Origin of the sequence: Lysinibacillus sp. NPDC093197, from assembly GCF_044754025.1 — a bacterium.
Classification (GTDB): Bacteria; Bacillota; Bacilli; order Bacillales_A; family Planococcaceae; genus Lysinibacillus.
Genome location: NZ_JBIVOH010000002.1, coordinates 212730 through 234359, shown reverse-complemented (window position 1 = coordinate 234359; position 21630 = coordinate 212730). Strand labels below are relative to the sequence as shown.

The 21630-nt window shown below is 39.1% G+C and carries 22 protein-coding genes; 20 read left to right on the top strand and 2 right to left on the bottom strand.

Annotated elements, in window-relative coordinates; translation table 11 throughout:
* The first annotated feature begins 14 nt into the window (after positions 1 to 14).
* The 5 genes from ACIP9G_RS07055 (at position 15) to ACIP9G_RS07035 (ending at position 5680) form a co-directional block, all read left to right on the top strand.
* Positions 15 to 1058, top strand: a complete 1044-nt coding sequence (locus ACIP9G_RS07055; protein WP_401018513.1) for an S-methyl thiohydantoin desulfurase domain-containing protein — start codon at positions 15 to 17, stop codon at positions 1056 to 1058.
* A gap of 759 nt (positions 1059 to 1817) precedes the next feature.
* A complete protein-coding gene (locus ACIP9G_RS07050) occupies positions 1818 to 2438 on the top strand; it encodes an HD domain-containing protein (protein WP_401018511.1) in 621 nt (206 codons plus the stop codon).
* On the top strand, positions 2438 to 4324 hold the full coding sequence (locus ACIP9G_RS07045; RefSeq protein WP_401018509.1) for an ABC-F family ATP-binding cassette domain-containing protein: 1887 nt from the start codon (positions 2438 to 2440) through the stop codon (positions 4322 to 4324). The genes ACIP9G_RS07050 and ACIP9G_RS07045 overlap by 1 nt, the downstream gene beginning before the upstream one ends.
* A gap of 12 nt (positions 4325 to 4336) precedes the next feature.
* Positions 4337 to 5461 carry a conserved virulence factor C family protein gene (locus ACIP9G_RS07040; RefSeq protein ID WP_401018508.1) on the top strand — a complete coding sequence of 375 codons (1125 nt, stop codon included), beginning with the start codon at positions 4337 to 4339 and terminating at the stop codon, positions 5459 to 5461.
* A 9-nt stretch (positions 5462 to 5470) separates the two neighbouring features.
* The gene (locus ACIP9G_RS07035; protein ID WP_401018506.1) at positions 5471 to 5680 is read left to right on the top strand and encodes a hypothetical protein; all 210 of its coding nucleotides are present in this window, start codon (positions 5471 to 5473) and stop codon (positions 5678 to 5680) included.
* 19 nt (positions 5681 to 5699) lie between these two features.
* Here the strand turns inward: ACIP9G_RS07035 and ACIP9G_RS07030 are convergent, their stop codons facing one another.
* A complete protein-coding gene (locus ACIP9G_RS07030) occupies positions 5700 to 6659 on the bottom strand; it encodes an alpha/beta hydrolase (RefSeq protein WP_401018504.1) in 960 nt (319 codons plus the stop codon).
* A 126-nt stretch (positions 6660 to 6785) separates the two neighbouring features.
* Between ACIP9G_RS07030 and ACIP9G_RS07025 the strand changes: the two genes are divergently transcribed.
* The 14 genes from ACIP9G_RS07025 (at position 6786) to ACIP9G_RS06960 (ending at position 20701) form a co-directional block, all read left to right on the top strand.
* Entirely contained in the window at positions 6786 to 7208 is a 423-nt protein-coding gene (locus ACIP9G_RS07025) for an RrF2 family transcriptional regulator (protein ID WP_340824875.1), read from the top strand.
* Positions 7209 to 7355: 147 nt separating this feature from the next.
* The gene (locus ACIP9G_RS07020) at positions 7356 to 8123 is read left to right on the top strand and encodes a DUF7683 domain-containing protein (RefSeq protein ID WP_340824869.1); all 768 of its coding nucleotides are present in this window, start codon (positions 7356 to 7358) and stop codon (positions 8121 to 8123) included.
* Between the two features lie 209 nt (positions 8124 to 8332).
* Positions 8333 to 8980, top strand: a complete 648-nt coding sequence (locus ACIP9G_RS07015) for a DUF3885 domain-containing protein (protein WP_401018502.1) — start codon at positions 8333 to 8335, stop codon at positions 8978 to 8980.
* Positions 8981 to 9244: 264 nt separating this feature from the next.
* Positions 9245 to 10474: a M20 family metallopeptidase gene (locus tag ACIP9G_RS07010; RefSeq protein ID WP_401018501.1), complete on the top strand. Its 1230-nt coding sequence runs from the start codon at positions 9245 to 9247 to the stop codon at positions 10472 to 10474.
* Positions 10474 to 11556 (top strand): tartrate dehydrogenase, encoded by a 1083-nt coding sequence (locus ACIP9G_RS07005; RefSeq protein ID WP_401018500.1) that lies wholly within the window; start codon positions 10474 to 10476, stop codon positions 11554 to 11556. Before ACIP9G_RS07010 ends, ACIP9G_RS07005 begins: the two co-directional genes overlap by 1 nt.
* 1 nt (position 11557) lies before the next feature.
* The gene (locus ACIP9G_RS07000; RefSeq protein ID WP_401018499.1) at positions 11558 to 12304 is read left to right on the top strand and encodes an SDR family NAD(P)-dependent oxidoreductase; all 747 of its coding nucleotides are present in this window, start codon (positions 11558 to 11560) and stop codon (positions 12302 to 12304) included.
* Positions 12305 to 12314: 10 nt separating this feature from the next.
* A complete protein-coding gene (locus tag ACIP9G_RS06995) occupies positions 12315 to 13775 on the top strand; it encodes an aldehyde dehydrogenase family protein (RefSeq protein ID WP_401018498.1) in 1461 nt (486 codons plus the stop codon).
* Positions 13776 to 13786: 11 nt separating this feature from the next.
* Positions 13787 to 14815, top strand: coding sequence for an ABC transporter ATP-binding protein (locus tag ACIP9G_RS06990; RefSeq protein WP_340824861.1), 1029 nt, complete (start codon positions 13787 to 13789; stop codon positions 14813 to 14815).
* Positions 14790 to 15764, top strand: coding sequence for an ABC transporter ATP-binding protein (locus tag ACIP9G_RS06985; protein WP_401018497.1), 975 nt, complete (start codon positions 14790 to 14792; stop codon positions 15762 to 15764). The genes ACIP9G_RS06990 and ACIP9G_RS06985 overlap by 26 nt, the downstream gene beginning before the upstream one ends.
* 68 nt (positions 15765 to 15832) lie before the next feature.
* Entirely contained in the window at positions 15833 to 16837 is a 1005-nt protein-coding gene (locus ACIP9G_RS06980; RefSeq protein WP_401018496.1) for a P1 family peptidase, read from the top strand.
* Positions 16838 to 16853: 16 nt separating this feature from the next.
* A complete protein-coding gene (locus ACIP9G_RS06975; RefSeq protein WP_401019076.1) occupies positions 16854 to 18383 on the top strand; it encodes an ABC transporter substrate-binding protein in 1530 nt (509 codons plus the stop codon).
* 16 nt (positions 18384 to 18399) lie between these two features.
* Complete coding sequence (locus ACIP9G_RS06970; RefSeq protein ID WP_340824858.1) at positions 18400 to 19341, top strand: ABC transporter permease; 942 nt, start codon at positions 18400 to 18402, stop codon at positions 19339 to 19341.
* A gap of 12 nt (positions 19342 to 19353) precedes the next feature.
* Complete coding sequence (locus ACIP9G_RS06965) at positions 19354 to 20181, top strand: ABC transporter permease (RefSeq protein WP_401018495.1); 828 nt, start codon at positions 19354 to 19356, stop codon at positions 20179 to 20181.
* Between the two features lie 79 nt (positions 20182 to 20260).
* Positions 20261 to 20701, top strand: a complete 441-nt coding sequence (locus ACIP9G_RS06960) for a GNAT family N-acetyltransferase (protein ID WP_340824855.1) — start codon at positions 20261 to 20263, stop codon at positions 20699 to 20701.
* A gap of 293 nt (positions 20702 to 20994) precedes the next feature.
* Here the strand turns inward: ACIP9G_RS06960 and ACIP9G_RS06955 are convergent, their stop codons facing one another.
* Positions 20995 to 21135 carry an RNA polymerase sigma factor gene (locus ACIP9G_RS06955; protein WP_340824854.1) on the bottom strand — a complete coding sequence of 47 codons (141 nt, stop codon included), beginning with the start codon at positions 21133 to 21135 and terminating at the stop codon, positions 20995 to 20997.
* Positions 21136 to 21281: 146 nt separating this feature from the next.
* On the opposite strand from ACIP9G_RS06955, the gene ACIP9G_RS06950 reads away from it, so the two are divergent.
* A complete protein-coding gene (locus ACIP9G_RS06950; RefSeq protein ID WP_401018494.1) occupies positions 21282 to 21593 on the top strand; it encodes a Dabb family protein in 312 nt (103 codons plus the stop codon).
* The last annotated feature ends 37 nt before the right edge of the window (positions 21594 to 21630 follow it).

Sequence of the window (21630 nt, the reverse complement as noted above, 5' to 3'; positions counted from 1 at the left end):
GGGGGTAAGTGCAGATGGTAAAGGTGTTAACGTATGAGGATGGTTTAGCTGCTGTTTATGGAGGGGCAATCCTAGGAGGCGGCGGTGGCGGCCTCCTAGGGGAAGGCTTAAAGTTAGTGGAGGAAATTTTCGCTGCTGGAAACCCTCAACTTATCGATCTAAAGGCATTAAACCATGAAGATTTAGTAGCCTGTGTAGCGATGGTTGGAGCACCTTCAGCGGAAGAACAATATGTATCCAATGAACAGCTATGTTGGAGCTATCAACAGATGAATGCGTATATGGATCATCGATTAAAAGGAATTATTACGAATGAAAATGGTGCTATAACGACAATCAATGGTTGGTTACAATCTGTATTATTGAACGTACCAGTTGTTGATGCCCCTTGTAATGGACGGGCTCACCCGACTGCCATAATGGGTTCCTTAAACCTACATGAGCAACAAGATTATCAATCTGTTCAATTTTATGCAGGTGGAAAAGATGATTACGCTATTCAAGGCTTAGCTGAAGGTAATTTACAAAACACAGCAAAAACAGTTCGTCATGCTTCTATTCTAGCTGGAGGAATGGTAGCGGTGACACGTAATCCAGTAACAATAGGCTATTTGAAGGAACATGGAGCACCAAATGCAATATCTGCCGCTATTAAGCTCGGATATAGCTTCCTAAATGGGCGAACAATGGATGAAAAATTAGATAATATTATTCAACTGTTAAATGGAGAGCATATCGTATCTGGAGCAGTAAAGGATTTTTCTTTGATAAAGGAGAATGGCTTTGATGTCGGTAGCTTAACTGTGGAGGATGTTGAATTAACATTCTGGAATGAATATATGACATTATCAAAGGCAGGGACCATTCAATCGAGATTTCCAGATTTAATAATGACATTTGATATTGAAGGGATGGTACCTGTTCCAAGTGCTAGCATTAAAGAAGGCATGCATATAGCTGTTATTCAAGTTGATCAAAGCCATTTAAATTTAAGCTCAACGATGAAAAATGCCAAGCTATTACAGGAAATTGATACGGTTATTGGTAAGGGTTTGTAAAAAGAAAAAATGCTAAAATAGCAAGAAAGCAACCTAATTCATAAAAGCTGCCAACATCTCATCGAGATGGGCAGCTTTTATTGTTCCTTCAGCGGGAGGGTATTACATACGATCAATTTCTTTCCTACTTCCTTCATAACGTATTTCTTACTTATGGCTTAAATGAACTTTCATTGTCTAAATGAATTATCGAATATTGTTAACGCGACTCTAATGAAGCGGCTTTTCGCAAAATGATCGCATAGTTGGTTATACATTAATCATTAAATGGAAAAGTTACGTTCAAACATATACGGTAAAAGCATTGTAGAAGGTAACATCGTTTAATGATAAATCCATAAAGCCTTGCTACATTTGGTCAAAGCCTTCGCGGACGCGAAAACAAAGCTAACTCGTTGTTCACATTTTTGTATTGTACTTCCACTATGCGGGTTAACAAACTTGAAATTTTAGGGAAAGTGTTCACTTTTATTGAAGATGATCGGTTACACTATACGCATTTCTTTGTAAAACAATATTTAATTGTATACCCGCTGAAGTTATTTAAAACTGTAAAAACACATAGCTTTTGTACATTACGCAAATTGTGAGCTTACAGAACAATAAAGTTTGTTCTGTATATTTATACTACAATATTCTGAATAATTAGTCAATTGATATGTGTTTTTTATTTGTTTTTCCTATATAAAAGGCGACATCGTTACCAACTTCCCATAGCAATACAGTATAATAGGCAAAGAGAAAGGACTGATTAATAATATGAATGAGTTAAAGAATAAGGTACGTAGCATATATGAGCAATTTGATGCGAGTCATGACTTTCAACATATTGAGCGCGTTTATCAAAATGCGTTAGCGATTTTACATACAGAGCCTAAAGCAGATGCAGACGTTGTGAAAATGGCGGTGCTTTTGCACGATGTAAGTGATAAAAAGTATACAGATAGTAAAGAGCAAGAAGAACAGTTGATTAATGAATTGAAAATAAGTGAAGCTAAAAAACAACATATTCGTGATTGTATCGCACAAGTGTCATTTAATGGAGGAAATGAGTTAGAGGCAACTTCTATTGAAGCGAAAATTGTACGTGATGCTGATCGTTTAGATGCAATTGGAGCGATTGGCATTGCGCGGACATTTGCTTATGGTGGTGCCAAAGGTCGGAAATTATATGATGACACAGAGGAAGCAAGAACAACAATGTCTGAGGAAGATTATCGTAGTAAAAATACGTCGTCCGTTACCCATTTTTACGAAAAGCTATTATTATTAAAAGATTTAATGACGACTGATAAAGGCAAGCAAATGGCTAATGAACGCCATCAATTTATGGTATGCTTTTTAGAGCAATTACAAAATGAAAGAGATGGAAAAGCATAATGAGTCATTTAATCGTACAAAATTTAACGAAGACAGTGGGCGATAAAACGCTCTTTCAAAATATTGAATTTACAATATACGAAGGGGAACGTGCGGGTCTAATTGGCATAAACGGAACAGGGAAATCAACATTGCTATCAATTTTAGCCGGTCAAATCGAAGCGGATGCAATAGAGATTGATCGCCCAAATAAATATCGTGTTGCTTATTTACCGCAAGAACCTACATTTAATAGTGGCGAAACGGTACTACAGGCAGTGTTTGCCGGTGATTCTCCCGTTTTACAACTTAACCGTCAATATGAAGAAATTGTTGCAGCGCTCGCGTTAAATCCAACCTCAGAAAGCTTACAAAAAACATTGTTTAGCTTACAGCAGCGCATGGACGAGGAGCAAGCTTGGGACGTCAATGCACTTGCTAAAACTGCGCTGACAAAGCTAGGCATTGAAATGTTCGATAAGGAAGTGTTAACCCTTTCTGGTGGCCAACAAAAACGTGTCGCTTTAGCGAAAGTATTAATTGAACCAGCAGACCTTTATTTATTAGATGAGCCGACCAACCATTTAGATGTTCAGTCAACAGAATGGCTACAGGAAATGGTGTTACGCTTAAAGGGAGCTGTTATTTTCATTACCCATGATCGTTATTTCTTAGATGAATTGTCAACGCATATTTATGAAATAGCAGACCAAACGCTATATCGACATACAGGGAATTATGGCGACTTTTTAGAGGCTCGTGCAATTCGCGAGGAAATGGCTGCTGCATCAGCCCAAAAAGATCGCAATCGTTATCGTTCAGAGTTAAAATGGATTCGCCGTGGTGCGAAGGCACGCTCAACAAAGCAAAAGGCACGTATTCAGCGCTTCGAACAGCTAGAAGATAACTTAGAGCGCAAGTCAGATGATGTTTCTCTTGAACTGGGTTTAGCAACAACGCGACTTGGACGAAAAGTATTAGAGGCTGAAAATATATCAAAGGCTTTCGGTTCGCAAAAAATAGTAGAGCATTTTACGTTTTTACTGCAACAGGGCGATCGAATCGGGATAATTGGTGCCAATGGCGTTGGAAAGTCAACTTTACTCAACATGCTTGCTGGTGAACTGTCGCCAGACAAAGGCGAAATTCATGTCGGTTCTACTGTAAAACTTGCACATTTTAAACAAACGTTACCGAAGATGAATGAAAATGAGCGCATGATTGAATATATTCGTGAAGCGTCAAATGATATTACAGATGCAGAAGGTGTACGCTATTCTGCTGCGCAAATGTTGGAGCGTTTTTTATTTCCGCTACATGCACACGGTACGCCGATTGGTAAGTTATCAGGTGGGGAACGCAAGCGTCTGCACTTATTAAGACTATTAATGGAGCAACCGAATGTGCTATTGCTGGATGAGCCAACCAATGACTTAGATATTGAAACACTTGGGGTATTAGAGGACTTTATCGAACATTTCCCAGGTGTCGTTATTACTATTTCTCACGATCGCTTCTTCCTTGATCGTATTGCCAAAAAACTATGGGTTTTAGACGGACAAGGCCATGTAGATGAGTCACTTGATATTTATAGTGATTATTTACAGAAGCGGGAGCAGGAAACGTCTGTGAAGGTGGAAGCACCGAAAGCTGACAAGCAGAAGGTCGAGAAGCCGAAATCAGATAAGAAAAAACTATCATTTAAAGAACAAAAAGAATGGGAAACCATTGCAGATGATATAGAAAAAACAGAGACTTCAATTATGGAAACTGAAGAAGGTATTGCAAACGCTGGCGCTGATTTTACTAAACTACAAGAGTTAACAGCTAAATTAGATGAGTTGAATGCCCATTATGAGCATCTGATTGAAAGATGGTCATACTTAGATGAAATCGTAAACGGATAAGGAGCGTATAACATGAAAATTATTACAATTGAGCCGACACCAAGTCCCAATTCTATGAAGATTATCGTCGATACGGAGTTACCGTTTGGCAAAAGCTTTAACTTTACTAAGGACAATAAAGACGAAGCTACTGGTGAAGCGGCAGCTATTTTAGCCATTGAGGGGGTTAAAGGTGTTTATCATGTAGCAGATTTCTTTGCAGTTGAGCGTAATGCAAAATACGCATGGGAAAGTATTTTATCGAGCATTCGACAAGTTTTAGGTGAGGATGTAACGGAAGCTAGTGATATACAAATTGCTAATGAATTTTACGGTGAAGTTTATGTCCATGTACAGTTTTACAAACAGGTGCCATTGCAAGTAAAGGTATTCGATAATCAACGCGAATACCGTGTAAGCTGTGGTGAACGCTTTGTCGATGCCTTCAATAAAATTATTGAAACAGATGTTGATGAAAACTATATCTTCCAACGTAAATGGATTGATTACGGTGTTCGTTATGGCGAGCTTGAGGAAATTGCTGAAGCGGTCAAACAGGAAATTGATGTAACTTATTCTGCACAACGTTTAGCTGACATTGTGGCAACGATTAATGATACAGAAAAGGTTTACCAAAAGCCTGCTAAACTAAAAATAACGGTGGAGCAGTTCCAACAGCCAGAATGGGAAAAACGGTTCCAATTACTTGACCAAATGGCGGATCCAGAGCTAGATGACCTGCCACTTTTAGATTTAGCGCTGCAAGATGACCAAATGTCTATTCGTCGCTTGGCAACAGTTTACTTAGGCATGATAGAAGATGTTGCAGTTGTACCGTATTTGGAAAAAGCATTACACGATAAAAGTGCAGCCGTGCGCCGTACTGCGGGAGACTGTATGAGTGACCTTGGCTTGGTGGAATTTGAAGAGGCGATGCAACAAGCATTGCAAGATAAAAATAAGCTTGTTCGTTGGCGCGCAGCGATGTATTTGTATGAAGTAGGGACAGAGCAATCATTACAAGCGTTAAAGGCAGTTGAAGAAGATAAAGAGTTTGAAGTGAAGCTTCAAGTAAAAATGGCCATCGCTCGTATTGAACAAGGTGAAGAAGCAAAAGGCTCTGTATGGAAGCAAATGACAGAATCACGTCAGCAATAGAAGCAAAAAATGCAAGAGCATCTAAACGTAGATGCTCTTGTTGTGCTTTGTAAAGAGAAGTTGATTTTCGAAATCGCCGATAAAACCTTGGGAATCGCCGATAAAACAGCTGGAATCGCCAATAGAACCTTGGAAATCGCCGGTAAAACTATTGAAATCGCCAATAGAACATCAGAAATCGCCGGTAAATTCTTCAGAATTACTTATAGGGTATGGTAAATATGATGAGCAATATTAGTTAAGTAGTAGGTGAAGCCGCTTTTTCAAAAGCTTTTTTAAAGGCATGCATATAATTTTCAATTGCACGTTGACTGATTTTTGCTTGAGGGACCATGTGTTCAAAGCCATGGAAGCAACCTGGATATAGATGGAATTCTGTCGGTACACCCGCCTTTGTCAGTCTCGCAATATATTCGATTGTTTCATCTCGGAATGGATCTAAATCTCCTATAAATGTATACGTAGGAGGAAGATTGCTATAATCCTCTGCATGGAGAGGAGCCGCATAAATAGGCGCATCCACAGCATAATTTGGGCCTAAATACATTTCCCATGCAAGGTGATTTTGTGGACCGTTCCATACTCGAGCATCTGTAATTTCGTCATTTGAAGGTAAAATACAACGATTATCAATCATTGGATATAGTGGCATTTGGAAAGCAATTTTAGGTCCTTTTCGATCCCGAGCCAAGAGTGAAACAGCAGCAGTTAATCCGCCTCCCGCGCTTGCACCATGGACAGCAAGACGTGTTACATCAATGCCTAATTCACTTGCATTTGCTGCTACCCATTCGAGTGCTGTATAGCAATCTTCTACACCAGCAGGGTAAGGGTGCTCTGGCGCTAAGCGATAGCCAACGGAAACGACCACACAATCTAATTGTGAAACAAGCATCTGACAACTTGCATCAAACATTTCAATAGACCCAATGATAAAACCGCCACCATGGATATACAAAATAGCAGGCAAAGTTCCGTATTTTTCAGTTGGTTCGTAAATTCGAATACGTACATCTGGTGCCCCGTTAGGACTAGTAATAAAGCGTTCTGTCGTTGTAACGTTTTCCATTTTTACTTCTTCGCTGCCAAGCGCTTCATTCATGACACTTCGTGATTCAGCAATATTCTCTCTTGTTAAATTTAGTTCCTGCATAGCTGATAAGAACGTTGTTAACTCAGGATGTACTCGATTTTCCAATTGCATGCCCTCCTTATTTTTGAAAACGCTATCATTTTAATTGTGAATAAAATATCACAATTAAAATATAGTACAATGATTAAGAGAAGTCAAACAAAAAGATAGAGTATTTTGAAAATTGGGGGAATGACAATGCAGCTCCTTATCCAATCGGGTGATCTTGGCCCGAAATGGTTTCATGTAGCATTGCGAGCAATCGTCCTAATGGCGGAATCGAATGAACTACTAAAAAGTAATTATATTGCGGAGACGCTAGGGGAGGATGCTACCTTCGTCAGGAAAATTCTTGCGAAGCTTGCAGAACGGGACTATGTACAGGCACATAGTGGTCGCTACGGTGGCTATTGTCTAAATAAAACACCAGCGCAAATTACAATGCAAGATATATATAGTGTGCTAGGAAATGACAATGAAATACCCTATTGGTCAGTGCCATCTACTGGTTCAGAACGTTTTATCTCGATGATTATTGCGAAAGCGGAAAAAACGTTTCAATCCGTACTGGCAGATTATACGATTCAAGATATTTTGGATAATAGAAGTAAATAGGGTGTAGGCGAGCAGTCACCGACAAGGTAGAACATTTAAAAAATAACACTATTAAATTAGCTACTTTTGATGCTGTTTTTAAAAGAATTGGAGATTAGATTTTGATAATATCTAATTAAAAATTTAAAAATGGAGGTGCATCTATCTGTGCATAGAGATATCGACTATCAATGGCGGATTACAAAATACAATCCTGCTTATCGAAATGCAGAAGGACATTATTTGAGGGATGAGTGGACAAGTGCTTCAGAAATTGGAAAATCTTTTCTTGGAGAAATATTAACGTTAGACGACTATTTACAGGTCGAGAAAGCATATGTCGATACGGTGATGAAATTTCTTGAGGTTTATCAAATTGAGAACGTACGACTGATTCATCTTGAGACGTATGGTTTGAGTAACGTTGATAAAACTTCGCCTTTATATGACCCATCGTTTGATACATTTCCATTGGCAGAAGATATGCTAGTAACGATTGATGAAATTCCTATTGTCTGTAAAATGGCGCTGAGAGATTATATTTATTGTCAACTGATTACCGAGGATTTCTTTGTCCAGTTCGGTGATGACTATTATCTATTTATTGGTGCTAATAGCATACAACAGGAAGCGATACAATTTGCGAGCGAGCAGAGACTTTTTGTAGAACAAATGATATCGCCGTATTATCTTTCTGAAAAAAATGTTATTCGAGAAGTGGCATGGAGCTTTCCTGGAGAAACAATAATAGAAGATAGTGAAATATTGAAAGATATGTCTTTAGAGGAGTTACAAACTATTTTTCAACTCTCTTCTATTCATCCAGTCACAGGCTCTTACAAAATTACAGAGGATAATGCGAAGTTTTTCCAAAAGAAAATCAAGCATAAAATGGACTTTAATAAGTATGAATACTATTTATTAGCTGGGAGTTAAGTAAATAGAGGTGTTCGAAGCCGTTTAATATAATATATGAACACAATCACTCGCCTAAAATGTTACATTTAAAGCGTTTTGGGCGAGTGTATGTTATTAGAAACCACTGTTTATTTGGTAAGGAGCTAATATACTAACATTTATAGTTATTGAAACATAGTAGTTTGTGTTTCCCCGAAATTCAAAATATTAAAGAGATAATAATTGAAATGCAATTAAATGACTTTATGCACGAAAATTACCCTAATTTACAACTTAGACCACCTTTATTTTATAGCTGGGATATAGGGATTCGCTTTGAACTAGGTGTTAATTGGAAATGGGAATTTGACTATCCAGATAACCCATATGTATTGGGGTGTTACAAAAGAGCCATTACGTTATTTGAAGCCCTGCATGCGCCAACAGAAAATATTTTTGTCGTGATGGATATCCATGATTTTAAAAATAATAGAAACTTAAAACGTAAATTTAAAAATTTTCCGCGCTATGTGAACAAGTCTTTAATGTTGAAATTAAGCCATGAGGCGTTACCATATATATTCCCTGAAGATGATGAAGAAGGGATATTTTTAACAAATAGATTTACTTTACAATGCAAAACATCCGATTTTAACTATAAACTATTGTTAAAAGCCATTTGCAATCAAGACTTGGAATTGAAACCGTATCTTGCCCATAGTGTTTACTTTATTAATAGTAATAGAAAAACCATTTTTCACGTCTATGATGACAGAGGTTGTGATTTGTTGGCAACTTCTCCCGCTGGAATAAAAGATATTTACGAGAGGCATAATGACTGGATTTTAGACTATGACAGAGCGGAAATTGATAAGGTATTTAAGAGAACTCCATAAATTAGTGTCTCCTATTTTTATAATAATCCACGAATAATAGACAAATAAAACACTCACCAGAAACGTTGCCGTAACAGCGTTTTTGGCGAGTGTTTTCTATTTATTTTACTTTCCACTAATATACATATATTTTATATCGAAAATATTAGCAAAAAAAGTTCCTGCGATTCTATGAATGATTATCATTTTGGCAAATATATTAGTAAATATACAATATGAAAATATGATTTGTAAATATTTTCTAATATAAAGGGGGCCTACTGAATGCAAGAACTAACTATAAAGAGAACGGAAACGTATAAACGAGATCGTGAAACGGTCATTGCGCTAACACAAAAGCTCGTTCGTATCGAAAGTGTCTATCGCGAAAATGATCCTCATGGTAATGAAGAGGAAGTAGCCAATTACGTCGCACAATATTTACGAGATATCAGTATTGAAACGTTTGTTGAGGAGGTTGTACCTGGAAGACCGAATGTCATTGGTATTATTGATTCGGGAAAGCCAGGGAAAACCCTACTATTTGAAGGGCATACAGATGTCGTAACCGAAGGCAATCGTGAGGCATGGACATATGATCCGTTCGGTGCGGAAATTATTGATGGGCGTATGTATGGTCGTGGAACAAACGATACAAAAGGAAATCTCGCGTGTATGATTACCGCTTGTCAATCATTGCTACTAGATGGCGAGGAATTTACGGGCAAGATTATTTTATGCATTCCATGTGATGAAGAGGGTCTTATGCTTGGCATTAAGCATTTTATTCGCAATGGCTGGGCGGATGGCGTAGATGGGGCCATTATTTGTGAGCCGCAAGAAAACAATGTATGTATTGCACAACGTGGGGCCATTCGATTACAGGTCGATATTTTCGGCAAAATGGCACATGGCGCGATTTCTTGGAGTGGCATTAATCCGAATTGGCGTATGGCACGTTTGATCGTTGAGCTTGAAAAATTAGAAAAAGAAGAACAGGCACGTTTAGGACGTGACCCAATGCTCAACTGGCCATCGATTACACCTACGATTTTACGGGCTCCTGTAAAAGGGGATGCGCAAATTAATGTTATTCCTGATCATTGTATGACGACGCTAGATATTCGCACTGTACCAGCGCAAGATCATGATGAATTACTAGGGAAAATTGATGCGATTATTCAACGACTACAAGCAGATGATCCAGACTTTAAAGTGGCGCTTACGGTGCTTGATAATCGCCCTGCTACCGCTACTGCGAAAGAACAGCCAGTTGTACAGGCTATTTATGAAGCAGTGGCAGAAGTGACGCAAAAAGAGCCGATTTATAACGGTGTGCCAGGTGCAACGGATGGTACTTTCCTTCATGTACATGGTGTACCCATCGTCACGGTTGGGGCGGGTGATCGTGAAATTCCGCATCAAATTAATGAATATGTCGATATTGAAGAACTGGCAGAAACGACGGCCATTTACCGTTTAGCGGCATTAAAGTTTTTAGCAGGTGATGCGTAATGGTCAAAATTGCTGTTATTCCTGGAGATGGTATAGGCAAGGAAGTAATGGTGGAAGCGTTAAAAGTGCTCGAACAACTAAAGCAAGATGATCCAACTCTACAAATTGAAACGACCATTTTTCCATGGAGCTCGGATTACTACATGCAACATGGCACTATGATGCCAAAAGATGCACTTACAATATTAAGGAACTATGATGCAATTTTATTCGGTGCAATCGGTGATGCTCGTGTACCAGATGATGTTACAGTATGGGAATTCATTATGCCCATTCGCAAACAATTCCAGCAATATGTAAATTTCAGGCCGGTCAAAACGCTACAAGGTATTGCGTCACCACTCGTAAATGGCAGGGATATAGATATGGTTATTTTTCGTGAAAATACAGAAGGTGAATATTCCAATAGCGGTGGCCATATTTATCATAATCAACCACAGGAAATGGCCATTCAAAATACGATTATGACACGGCTCGGCGTTGAAAAAATCGTACAAGCAGCCTGTGACTATGCATGTAAATATGGTAAGTCGAAAATTACAAGTGCTACAAAATCAAATGCCATTATTCATTCCATGAAATTTTGGGATGAGCATACGAAACATATTGTGGAAAAAGCCTCGCCAACATTAACGCTAGAATCTATTTATATTGATGCATTAGTCGCTTATTTTGTAGAGCGTCCTCAAGATTTTGAAGTTGTTGTGGCATCCAATTTATTTGGTGATATTTTATCGGATTTAGGGTCAGCAATTGTCGGAGGTCTTGGATTGTCTCCTTCGGCAAATTTAAATCCTGAAAAGGAGTTTCCATCGATGTTCGAGCCAGTGCATGGTTCTGCACCCAATATTGCAGGGAAAGGGATTGCCAATCCGATTGCACAAATTTGGTCTCTTGGATTATTGCTTGGGCATGTTGGTAGAGCAGACGCAGAAAACCGAGTTGTTTCAGCGATTGAAGCTGTACTTAAAGAGGGTGCCGTAAAAACAGCGGATATTGGAGGACAAGCGACAACCTCACAAATGGGCGATGCCATTTGTCAGGCGCTTGTAAACATAAGACAAACAGCAGGGGGTGTGTAACATGGCGGTGGCACAGCAAGTTATTATTGTGACAGGTGCTGGTGGAGGCATGGGGAAAGCAATTATTCAAGGGTTGCTTGAACAAGGGAATATTGTAATCGGTATTGATTTATCAGTTGCTTCACTGACTAACCTAGCGCATGAATCTTTACAAACGTACGAGATAAATGTTCTACAAGAAGAAAGTATTCAGGCGATTACGAAAGAAGTTTTCGCGAAATATGGACAAATTGATGGACTCGTCAATGCACTAGGAATTGCACAAGCTGCAACACCAATTGAGCAAGTAACGATGGATGACTGGAATCGACTTATGGACGTAAATGTGAAAAGTTTATTTATTACGACAAAGGCTGTTGTTCCTTATATGAAGGAGCGAAAAAAAGGTTCGATTGTGACGATTGCGTCTATTTCCGCAGTGCGTCCCCGTCCTGGCTTGCAGGCTTATATTGCTTCAAAAGGAGCAGCAGAAAGCTTTACACGCGGGTTGGCCATTGAGCTTGCATCTCATCAAATTCGTGTTAATACTATTCATCCAGGACCAGCAAATACGCAGATGCTAGCACAGTTTACAGCAGATGGTGCTGATACAGAGCAAACAAAGCACAATGTCTTTATACAATCAGTGCCACTTGGTCGTTTAGTCGATCCAACTGATATAGCAGGTGCAGTAAATTATTTACTATCAGACGCAGCAACAATGGTGACAGGCACAACGTTACATGTTGACGGTGGCCGTGGCTTATAGGAGGGGTACGATGCAAGTTATTCCGATGCTAATAAATGGTAAGTGGGTACAAGGGGATGGTAAGGGGTTAATAGATGTCGTAAATCCATCTACTGGTGAAGTACTCGCGCAACTAAAGAATGCTAGTAAGGAACAAGTAGACAATGCAGTACGTGCGGCTCGTCATGCATATGAAAGTGAAGAGTGGCGCCAAGTGAAAGCTTTTGAGCGAGGTCAGCTACTTATCCAATTAGCCCAATATATACGTATGCATGCTGAAGAATGGAGTTTGCTAGAGTGTCGTGATGTTGGTAAGCCTTTGACACAGGCAAGGGCAGATGTTGAAGCGGCTGCTCGCTACTTTGAATTTTACGGCGGAGCGGCAGACAAAATTATGGGAGACACAATTCCTATCGAAGACGGTATTTTAAATGCGGTAGTTTTAGAACCAGTTGGGGTTACTGTCCATATTGTGCCTTGGAACTATCCTTTACAAATTACAGCAAGAAGCGTTGCCGCAGCTATTGCAACAGGGAACGCAGTAATTGTTAAAAGTGCTGAGGATACTCCTTTGACGACGCATGCTTTGACGAAATGGTTTGCTGGAAAATTGCCGAAAGGAATTTTTCAGCATATAACAGGCTTAGGTCGAGATGTAGGACCATTTTTAACAACACATTCTGATATTGACCATATAACTTTTACAGGCTCTGTCCCTACGGGTATTGAAGTGATGAAGGCAGCAGCTCAAAATATTGTTCCTGTCACTTTAGAACTTGGTGGCAAATCGCCGAATATAGTCTTTGCAGATGCGCCGATGGAACAGGCATTAGAAGGGGTAGTCCGTGCTATTATCCAAAATGCTGGGCAAACATGTTCAGCGGGTGCGCGGTTACTTATTGAAAAAGATGTGAAAGAGGCGTTCGTCGCACAGCTAGTTACGAAATTTCAAGCATTGAAGGTCGGCCCAGGAGAAGCGGATGTTGATATGGGGCCACTTTTAAACAAACGGCAATACTTGAAGATTTCCACACTTCTGCAGCAGGCGAAAGAAAATGGCTATGTCATCTCTGGTGGCGAAACAATTACGATTAAAGGCTATGAAAAAGGCTATTATATTCAACCGACAATTCTCGATGGCGTAGATGCCAATGCTGCACTCGCGCAGGAGGAGATTTTCGGACCAGTGTTAACTATATTGACGTTTACAACAATAGATGAAGCAATTGCATTAGCGAACGGAACCGATTATGGATTAGTAGCAGGTGTTTGGTCAAAAGATTTAGACACAGCACATTATGTGGCAAGTCGGGTGAAGGCTGGACAAGTGTTCGTCAATAATTATGGCGCAGCGGGTGGAATTCAAATGCCGTTTGGAGGTTATAAAAAGAGCGGTATAGGTCGTGAAAAGGGCTTTGTTGCATTAAGAAATTATACGCAAATGAAAAATATTGCAATACGCTATACGACACCCAATCTCGACCGTGAGTAGGAGGGTAGGATGTGGAACAAGCAAAAGACAAGCAAGTATTGTTGGAGGTTAATCACTTAAATGTACAATTTCATTTGAAAAATGGTAAAAAGGCAAAAGTAGTTGATGATGTAAGCTTTGTTATTCATAAAGGTGAAACCGTTGCACTTGTTGGAGAATCGGGCAGTGGCAAGAGTATAACATCGCTGTCAATTATGCGTTTGCTTCCGATGCCACCTGGAGAAATTACTAAAGGGGATATCATTTTAAATGGAAAAAATCTATTACATTATAAAAATAAAGAGATGAGTATGATACGTGGCAATGAAGTGAGTATGATTTTTCAAGAGCCGATGACGTCACTTGATCCTGTTTTTACAATCGGCAATCAAATGATGGAAGCGATTCGAAGGCATCAAAAAGTCTCCAAAAAACAAGCAAAAGAAATGTCACTACACCTATTAAAAGAAGTGGGCATTGCAAATACGGAAAAAATTATAACAGAATATCCACATCAGTTATCAGGTGGGATGCGTCAGCGTGTAATGATTGCAATTGCCATGTCCAATAATCCACAGCTATTAATCGCAGATGAGCCTACAACAGCTTTAGATGTAACCGTGCAAGCGCAAATCTTAAAGCTAATGATGAAAATGAAAAAAGAACAGCACTCAGCCATTTTGTTTATTACACACGATATGAGTGTTGTTGCTGAAACGGCAGACCGTGTGATGGTCATGTATGCTGGACAAATTGTGGAAGAGGCGCCTGTCCGAGAGCTCTTTCTCCAGCCCAAACATCCTTACACAGTTGCTTTATTAAAAACGATGCCTAGTCTTGAAACAGACATGACTAGATTACCTTCTATCCCTGGCACTGTGCCACCAGCCTATGCACTGCCGGATGGCTGTCGTTTCGCACCGCGTTGTCCATTTGTTATGGAGCATTGTCGTCAAATAACGCCACAGACTAGGCTTATCCAGCCTGACCATAGCGTACGGTGTCATTTATTCACGGAGGAAGGAGCACTTACACATGACGGAGAGAGAAGTTTTACTTGAAATTCATCATTTAAAAGCCTACTTTCCTGTGAAACGCAAGTCTATGAAGGAAGAGAAAAAAGTCGTCAAGGCTGTTGATGATATTTCAATTGAAATCTTCCGAGGTGAGACACTTGGGATTGTAGGAGAGTCAGGTTCAGGTAAGTCCACGTTTGGCCGTACAATTTTAAAGCTCGTTGAACCGACAGATGGGGAAATTTTATATAAAGGCCAACCTATTCAACAGTTGAAGGGACGCCATTTACAAAAATATCGCAACCAAATGCAAATGATATTTCAAGATCCGTTCGCATCGTTAAATCCAAGGATGCGTATTGGCTCCATTATTGAGGAACCGATGGCATTACAATTAACGTTGTCAAAAGAACAACGTAAAAAAAGAGTTAGCGAGCTTTTACAAAAGGTTGGTTTACCTGATGATGCTATGCATAAGTTTCCCCATGAATTCTCGGGTGGGCAACGACAACGAATCGGTATTGCTCGTGCACTTGCCATCAATCCAGAGTTTATTATTGCAGATGAGCCTGTTTCTGCATTAGATGTTTCGATACAATCACAAGTATTAAATTTAATGATGGATTTACAGGATGAATTTCATTTAACGTATTTATTTATTTCACATGATTTAAGTGTTGTAAAACATATAAGTGATCGTGTTGCGGTGCTGTATTTAGGGAGAGTAGTAGAGCTAGGCGCGAAAAAAGAGTTGTATGCAAATCCCCTCCATCCATATACACAGGCATTACTATCTGCGATACCTACTGTCAATTTTGATGAACCAAAGCAATTAGTGCCATTACAAGGGGAGCTACCAAGCCCTATGAATCCACCGATTGGCTGTGTATTCCATACGCGCTGTCCATTTGCTATGGAGAAGTGTCGTCTGGAGCGACCTATACTGCAACAAATAGATGCACAGCAGCAAGTAGCATGTTTTTTACATGAATAAAAATCTGAATATTAAATTTATTTTACTAAGAAAGTCATTATATAACCATTTCTAAAGGGGGTGGATAGATGTTCGGCAATATTACCGACGTACCTGGCGTGAAAGTTGGTCATGTAGAAAATAAAGAGGGGATAACGGGATGCACTGTCATTCTAGTAGAAAATGGAGCAGTTTGTGGCGTCGATGTACGAGGCTCTGCACCAGGTACTCGTGAAACGGATGCTCTTGATCCAATCAATGAAATTCAGCAAGTACATGGCATTTGCTTAGCTGGTGGGAGTGCATTTGGCTTAGATGCCGCAACAGGTGTCATGCATTACTTAGAAGAGCAAGATGTTGGAGTAGATGCTGGTATTGCAAAAATACCAATTGTACCTAGTGCTGTATTGTTTGACTTATTTATCGGTGATGCACATACAAGACCGACAGCTCAGATGGGCTATGAGGCAGCGGAAAATGCGACAATTGGACCTTTTGCAAACGGCAATATAGGTGCTGGATATGGCGCTACAGTAGGTAAGCTAGCAGGTCCGCAATATTGTATGAAAGGAGGATTGGGCAGCAGCTCGCTGGAAGGCAAAGAGGGGCTTGTAGTAGGAGCACTTGTAGCGGTAAATGCAGTAGGTGATATAAAGGATCCCAATACAAGAGCAACCATTGCGGGAGCACGTAACCGAGAAACGGGTCAATGGATGGATAGCTGTACGTATTTAGAAGAGCATGGACAATCACAGGCACTATCTGGCACAAATACGACAATTGGCGTTGTTGCTATGAATGCTATGTTTACAAAGTCAGAGGCGAAAAAAATTGCACAGCTTGCACAAAATGCGTTAGCACGCACGATTTATCCTGTCCATACAATGCTAGATGGCGATACGATTTTTGTTTTGGGCACTGGACATCAAACGTATCCAGTAGACTATCTTGGACACTTAGCAACTAAGGTCGTAGAGGAAGCAATTATTGCTGGGGTTAAATGTGCTGCTAAATTAGAGGATGTTGAAAGCTATACTAGTATTTCAAAACACGGTCAAAGGGCAAAGGGGGAGAAACGATTTGAAGCAGATTAGAAATTGGTTTTTACTAATGCTGTTATTGCTAGTAGGGTTGATTATTAGTGCATGTTCAAATGATGAGGATAAGAAAAATACAAATCAAGTCAGTACAAATGCGCCAGTAACAACGGAAACACCACAAGAAATTGTTGTCCGTATTAATGATGACCCGGATTTTTTAGATCCTCATAAAGCGACAGCGTCCATTTCCTATCAAATGATTCTCAATATTTTTGAAGGGCTAATGGCTCCTGAAACAGATGGGTCATTAAAACAAGGGCTGGCGGAAAGCTATGATATTTCGGAGGATGGTTTAACTTATACATTTAAAATCCGTTCAGGCGTGAAATTTCATAACGGTGAGGATTTAACAATAGAAGATATTCAATATTCTTTTGATCGCTTAATGGGCAAAAATGGTGGAGAAAAAATGTCGAATAACTTTGATAATGTGGCGTCTACCGAAGCACCAGATGCTACGACCTTTGTTATTAAGTTAAAAGAACCAAATTCTAATTTCTTATATTCACTTACTGCTCGCCAATCAGCCATTATACCGAAAAATAATGATGGCAAACACAATGAAAATCCAATTGGGACTGGTCCGTTCGCCTATGTAAAATATGCTCCTGGTTCAAATTTAGTACTGAAAAAGAATGATAGCTATTGGAAGGAAGGCTTGCCTTACTTAGATAAAGTAACCTTCACTTTCCAATCAGATGATCAAGCAGCCATTATGAGCTTAATGGCAAATGAGGTTGACTTAACTAGTGTTCCTTGGCAACGTGTCAATGAAGTCGAGAGTAGTCATCATTTATCGCATCAAAACAATAACTCTTCCTTAATCGTGACGTTTAATGAAACGAAAGCGCCATTTGATAATGTGAAAGTGCGTCAGGCGATGAACTATGCGATTAGTAAATCGGATATTATCGACTCGGTTTTTGCAGGCTATGCTGTACCACTTGGCTCGAACATGAGTCCGGCAATGGGGGACTATCAAAAGAAAGGTTTAGAGAACATGTATAAGCTTGATGTGGACAAGGCGAAAGCATTATTAGCAGAAGCGGGTTACCCAGACGGCTTTAAAACAAAAATTACAGTGTCCTCACATAACGATATTTATTCGAATATAGCGCAAATTGTTGCGGCTAACTTAAAGGAAATTGGTGTGGATGTAGAAATTGAAGTAGTGGAATGGGGTATTTGGCTTGATCGTGTGTACTTCGGCCGCGACTATAATATGACAACGATTGATTTAACAGGCCGAGCATCTGCCTATGAAATACTAAATGACTATATCTCTACAAATGATAGTGAAAACTTCTTCTTATTTAAGAATGATGAGTACGACAAAATCATGGCAGACGTGTTAAAAGAAACAGATACTGCAAAGCAAATCGACTACTACCAGCGTGCACAAGAAATTTTAGCAGAGCAGGCAGTGTCCGTTTATGTGGCGGATTACCAAATCGTGTGGGGATCTGATAAACAAGTGACAGGTCTGAAGAGCTATCCATTCTGGTTCCACGATATGTCGGAGGTAAAATTCTCAAACTAGAAAGAGATGATTGCAAATGATGTATATCATACGTCGATTCATCCTGTTAATAACAACGATTCTTCTAGTGTCGATCATTACATTTGGTGTTTTTCAAATTTTACCTGGGGATCCTGTTCGAACAATGTTAGGAACGGAAGCGGATCCTACACAAATAGAAAATTTGCGGTCTGAGCTTGGTTTGGACCGCCCCCTTTATGAACAATACGCTGATTGGATGAAGGGGTTATTGACAGGGGAATTAGGCAATTCAATTCGTTTCTCAATGCCTGTAAAAGATTTATTGTTTGATAGACTTCCTGTAACGATGTCATTAGCATTGCTCACACTAACCATTGTATTACTCGTTTCCTTGCCGCTTGGCATGTTTGCAGCGAGAAGACAAAATAAGCTGAGTGATGTGTCATTATCGACATTGACACAAATCGGAATGGCTGTACCTTCATTTTGGCTTGGTATGATGCTTATTTTATATGTCGGAATGAAATTTAGCTTCTTTAAAATTAGCGGCTATATCCCGTGGACACAAAGTGTATCTGGTGCGTTAAGTACGCTTGTACTCCCAGCGTTAACAATTGCTATACCCCAAATTGCTGTCAACTTCCGTTACGTGCGAACTGCAATTTTAGAACAAATGCAGCTGGATTATGTTCGAACAATACGCAGTAAAGGAATGTCGGAGCAAAATGTCATGTATAAGCATGTTTTAAAAAATGCGATGATACCGATATTAACGGTCTTTGGATTAATTATGGCAGAAGTGGTGGCAGGGACAATTATCGTCGAGCAAGTATTTTCATTGCCAGGTGTTGGTCAGTTACTCATTACTGCGATAAGTAATCGCGATTTCCCTTTAGTTCAAGGAATCGTTATGTATATTACTGTTGCAGTAGTTGTAATTAATTTTATCGTCGATATTTTATATTCCGTTTTAGATCCAAGAATCCGATTACGATGAGAGGTGGATGCAATGAAAACTGTACAGCGCTACATGAAAAATATAAATTTAATCATTGGTCTACTCGTCATAGTCGGATTTTTACTTGTAATGGTCATTAGCTTCTTTTATACACCGCATGATGTCAATACGATGAATATACCAGAAAAATTGCACAGTCCGAGTAGTAAGTATCTTTTTGGGACAGACGAATTCGGGCGTGATATTTTTAGTCGTATGATGAAAGGCACACAAACAGCATTTGCGGTCGGCTTATTAACGGTATTTATTGGCTCAACATTTGGTATTTTAATTGGTGGAATAGCCGGGTACATCGGTGGCTGGGTAGATGAAATTTTTATGCGTTTGATGGATGCTTTAATGGCATTTCCAGGGATTATTTTAGCTTTAATGCTAGTAGCTGTTTTCGGACCTGGTGTAGTCAATACGGCGATAGCACTTGGGGTTATCGCAATACCAGCCATCGCTAGAATCGCACGCAGTGGTTTTGTCCAACATCGTGATGCCGAATACGTATTGGCTGCTAAATTAATTGGTGTAAAGCCTTATAAAATTATGTTCCGCCACATTTTGCCTAATATATCATCACAAATTATTGTGGCAGCAACGGTTACCTTTGCTACAGCAATGCTCGCTGAAGCAGCACTTAGTTATTTAGGGCTTGGCGTACAGCCACCAAATCCTAGCTGGGGACGTATGTTAAAAGATTCTCAGGCTTATTTAGTGAAAGCATCTTGGTATACATTTGCACCAGGAGGAGCCATTACGATGTTAGTACTAGGATTGTATATGCTGAGCAATGCCTTACGTGATTATCTGGATCCTCGTTCAAAATCATAAAAAAAGGCTATTGTCATGACGATAAAAAACATTCTATACTATATAGATTACGCATGCTAAATACGAGGAGGCACTCTATATGAACACTACAATTATTACAACAGAAAATGACTTACAAACAGCTTTTGCTATTCGGAAAGCTGTCTTTATAGAAGAACAACAAATTCCAGCATCAGAAGAATACGATGAATTTGATGCGCTCGATGCAGCATGTGATCACATTCTTGTATATTACAATGCGCAGCCTGTTGGTACAGGTCGTTTACGCGTTGTAGATGGCTATGGGAAGCTTGAGCGAATTTGTATTTTAGAGGAATTTCGTAAATATGGGCTAGGAAAAGTAATTATTCAAACGCTAGAGGCATTAACACAAGAAAAGGGCTTAACGAAATCAAAATTAAGTGCGCAAGTATATGCAGAAGGCTTTTATGAGAAGCTCGGTTATACACGTACAGGTGAAGAATATATGGATGCAGGAATCCCACATATTTTAATGAAAAAGCAATTTATTAAAGCTTAATTTTAAAAGTCAATTAATACCGCGTATTACTGCTACAAAAAAGAGGTCTTCTCAAATGATTTTTGAGAAGACCTTACTAGTTATTAAAAATTACTTAGTTGTAGGATGCCATACACCTTGTTCGTTTTTAACAAAATTAATTTTGAATGTAAAATCCTTAGATTGTATAAGTATAGTTCCTTTCATTGCATCTAGTTGTTCAAATTCTGCTTCCTCAATACCATTAAAATTATAAGCACTTAAAAGCATCTGAATTTCCTTTGTATAATACTGTTCCTTTATTTTTTGATTATTTAAATGCGAAAAGCGTCACCCTTTGTGGCAAATGTAAAAAATACATCCTGCGTAATTTCCTCAGCGAGTTGCCTGTCTTTCACATATAAATAGCTTAGATGGAATAGGTATTCACCGTATTCGTCCACTAGCTGCTCCATAAAACTACCACCTTACTTGTCTTTTAATGATTAGACGAAAAAATTTAACGAGATTGTTCAAAAAAATAAAAATTGTCAAAATTACTAGTATTGAAATTTAATAGACGGCTCTATATGATTATTAAAAAAGATGTGTAGGAGGGGATATGTACATGATTAGACATATTGTGATGTGGAATCATAAAGATGAGTTTAACGAAGAACAACAAACACAGAATGCACAAATCGTCAAAACAGAGTTAGAAAGCCTGACAGATAAAATTAACGGGATTATCTCATTACATGTTATCACAAATCCATTAGCATCTAGTAATCGACAAATAGTATTGAATAGCCTATTTGAAAGCGATGAACATCTGCAACAATATCAAATTCATCCTGACCATGTTCGTGTTAGCCAGTTAGTAGGCTCATTAATGAAAGATAGAATATGTATTGATTTTGAAGAAAATCTATAAAACAAACTCCATTTTGAATTTTTTCAAAATGGAGTTT